General features: G+C 39.8%; 3 protein-coding genes and 1 tRNA gene. 2 read left to right on the top strand and 2 right to left on the bottom strand.

Translation table 11 applies throughout. The features are described 5' to 3' along the window. The first annotated feature begins 136 nt into the window (after positions 1-136). Positions 137-775 (top strand): deoxynucleoside kinase, encoded by a 639-nt coding sequence (locus tag V7Z64_RS12610; protein ID WP_297990695.1) that lies wholly within the window; start codon positions 137-139, stop codon positions 773-775. Continuing rightward, on the top strand, positions 772-1,440 hold the full coding sequence (locus V7Z64_RS12605) for a deoxynucleoside kinase (RefSeq protein WP_091704525.1): 669 nt from the start codon (positions 772-774) through the stop codon (positions 1,438-1,440). Before V7Z64_RS12610 ends, V7Z64_RS12605 begins: the two co-directional genes overlap by 4 nt. Positions 1,441-1,568: 128 nt before the next feature. Here the strand turns inward: V7Z64_RS12605 and V7Z64_RS12600 are convergent. Continuing rightward, a tRNA-Ser gene (locus V7Z64_RS12600) sits at positions 1,569-1,661 on the bottom strand. 79 nt (positions 1,662-1,740) lie between these two features. After that, on the bottom strand, positions 1,741-3,015 hold the full coding sequence (gene serS, locus V7Z64_RS12595; protein WP_297990694.1) for a serine--tRNA ligase: 1,275 nt from the start codon (positions 3,013-3,015) through the stop codon (positions 1,741-1,743). Positions 3,016-3,101 lie beyond the last annotated feature (86 nt).

Here is a 3,101-nt window from a genome sequence, read left to right as displayed (position 1 = left end):
CATCTTTAAAACTCCCGTACTTTTTTATCATCATAGAGTATATCAAAATAAAAAAGCAACATACAGACCGATCATTTTATGCTAAAATAAATTTTGTCTGTCTACACGGACGGTTTCACCTGAAGGAGGTTACACAATGTTCCGCGTGCCCTTTATTACTGTTGAAGGTCCAATTGGTGTTGGAAAAACATCTTTAGCAAAGATCATTTCGACCTATTTCCAATATGAATTGTTAAAAGAAATTGTTGATGAGAACCCTTTTTTAGGTAAATTTTATAAAAACATCGAAGAATGGAGTTTCCAAACGGAGATGTTTTTTCTATGCAATCGTTATAAACAACTCGAAGATGTCGAGAAAAAGTTTTTAAACAATGGGAAACCGGTTGTAGCTGACTACCATATTTTCAAAAACTTAATCTTTGCAAAACAAACATTAAAGGGAAAACAATACGAAAAGTATGTGCAAATTTACGACATTTTAACAAACGATATGTCAAAACCAAACGTCGTAATTTATTTACATGCTTCGTTACACACGTTACTCGAGCGCATCGCCATGCGTGGTCGTGAATTCGAAAAAAACATTGATCCTGCCTATTTACAACAACTATCTCATGCTTATGAACAAGCGATGGAACAATTTGAACAAGCCCATCCACACGTTCCTGTATTGCGATTTAACGGAGATGCACTCGATTTCGTCCATCGTGACCAAGACCGATTTTACATTTTAAATGAATTGCAATCTGTTCTTAAAAGGAGCTTAGAACAATGAATTTACGAGAAAAATATCATATCCCAAGCGATGCTGTAATTACCATTGCTGGAACAGTTGGCGTAGGAAAATCAACAATGACAAAGGCGTTAGCTGATGCACTTCAATTTCGCACCTCATTTGAAAAGGTGGACACAAATCCATATTTAGATAAGTTTTATGCCGATTTTAAACGTTGGAGTTTCCATCTCCAAATTTATTTTCTAGCTGAGCGGTTTAAAGAGCAAAAGCGTATTTTCGAGTACGGGGGAGGATTTGTCCAAGATCGTTCGATTTACGAAGATACTGGCATTTTTGCAAAGATGCATTTTGAAAAAGGAACAATGTCAAAAGTCGATTATGAAACATATACAAGTTTATTTGAGGCGATGGTCATGACACCGTATTTTCCTCACCCTGATTTACTGATTTATTTAGAAGGAAGCTTCGAAGAAATTATTAAACGTATTCGTGAACGTGGTCGCCCAATGGAACAACAAACACCAATTGAATATTGGAAAGAAATGTATGAAAGATATGAGAGATGGATTAACAGCTTTAACGCATGTCCTGTTTTGCGAATTAACATTAACGAATACGATATTATTCGTGATGCCGAATCTATTGAACCGATTGTCGCAAAGATTGGATACATGATCGAACAGTACCGGAAGTTGAAAAAATAAGGATGTCCCGACCGTTTTGGGACATCCTTTCTTTTGTTGTATAAAACAAAAATTCGTTACGATATGTAACGAATTGTTCGATAAACAATCTCCATTTTATGCGCTGTGGTTCGTGAACATTTGAATGATGGCGGAGGAGGAGGGATTCGAACCCCCGCGCGCCTTTCGACGCCTCTCGGTTTTCAAGACCGACCCCTTCAGCCAGACTTGGGTACTCCTCCGTATCGACATGTATTAAGTTATCATAAACCTTATAGCATGTCAACACTTTTTATAAAAAAAGGGGAGTACGTTCTCCCCTTATGAAATGACGTCTTTTCCTCCCATGTACGGACGAAGAACTTCTGGAATGACAACTGTTCCGTCTTCTTGTTGGTAATTCTCTAAAATCGCTGCGACCGTCCGACCAATAGCTAAACCAGATCCATTTAATGTATGCACATGTTCTGGCTTCGCCTTTGGATCGCGACGGAAACGAATATTCGCACGGCGAGCTTGGAACGCTTCAAAATTACTGCAAGAAGAAATTTCACGATACGTACTGTAACTTGGAAGCCATACTTCAATATCATATTTTTTTGCAGCAGTAAAACCTAAGTCAGCTGTACACATACTCATCACACGATACGGCAAGCCTAACAGTTGTAAAACACGCTCTGCATCGCGCGTTAACTGTTCCAGTTCTTCATAAGAATCTTCCGGTTTTACAAATTTTACAAGCTCTACTTTATTGAATTGATGCTGACGAATTAATCCACGTGTATCCCTTCCAGCTGATCCCGCTTCTGAACGGAAGCATGCACTATACGCCACATACTTAATCGGTAAGTCGTCTACTGATAAAATTTCATCGCGATGCAAATTAGTTACAGGAACTTCTGCTGTCGGAATTAAAAAGTAGTCTTCGCTCTCAATACGAAACGCATCCTCTTCAAATTTCGGAAGTTGTCCTGTTCCCGTCATGCTTGCACGGTTGACAATGTACGGGGGAAGAACTTCTTCATAACCATGTTGTTCAACGTGCAAATCTAACATAAAGTTAATTAACGCACGTTCTAAACGCGCCCCAAGACCTTTATAAAACACAAATCGACTCCCTGTCACCTTCGCCGCTCGTTCAAAATCTAAAATGCCGAGTTGATCCGCAATTTCCCAATGCGGTTTTGGTTCAAAAGAAAAGGAGCGCGGCTCACCCCACTTGCGAATTTCCACATTGTCGTCTTCTGATTCGCCAATCGGAACAGATTCATGCGGAACGTTCGGAATCGATAAAAGCAATGCCTCGAGCTGTTGTTCCACTTCACGCAATTCATCATCAAGCACTTTAATTCGTTCGCCAACTTGGCGCATCTCGGCAATAAGATGATCCGCATCTTTTTTCTCACGCTTTAACATCGCAATTTGTTGTGATACATCATTGCGCTTATTTTTCAGTTCCTCCGCTTGCGCAATTAACTCGCGACGACGGCGGTCGAGCTGCTCAAATCGTTCAAAATCAGCTAAATCCTCACCACGATGTTGAAGCTTCTGTTTTACTTCTTCAAAATTGGCACGCAAAAATTTTAAGTCTAGCATCGTCATTCCTCCTCTATTTTGTTTAGTAAACAAAAAACTCCCGTCCCAAAAGAAAGGGACGAGAGCATTCCCGCGTTGCCACCCTA

The organism is Anoxybacillus sp. (genome assembly GCF_036834105.1).
GTDB lineage: Bacteria > Bacillota > Bacilli > Bacillales > Anoxybacillaceae > Anoxybacillus.
This window is presented reverse-complemented; position numbering and strand designations above follow the sequence as displayed.

Bases quoted from the DNA above. Each gene is read 5' to 3' on its own strand.
- V7Z64_RS12605 (WP_091704525.1), top strand. From the start codon at position 772: ATGAATTTACGAGAAAAATATCATATCCCAAGCGATGCTGTAATTACC.
- serS (WP_297990694.1), bottom strand. From the start codon at position 3,015: ATGCTAGACTTAAAATTTTTGCGTGCCAATTTTGAAGAAGTAAAACAG.
- V7Z64_RS12610 (WP_297990695.1), top strand. From the start codon at position 137: ATGTTCCGCGTGCCCTTTATTACTGTTGAAGGTCCAATTGGTGTTGGA.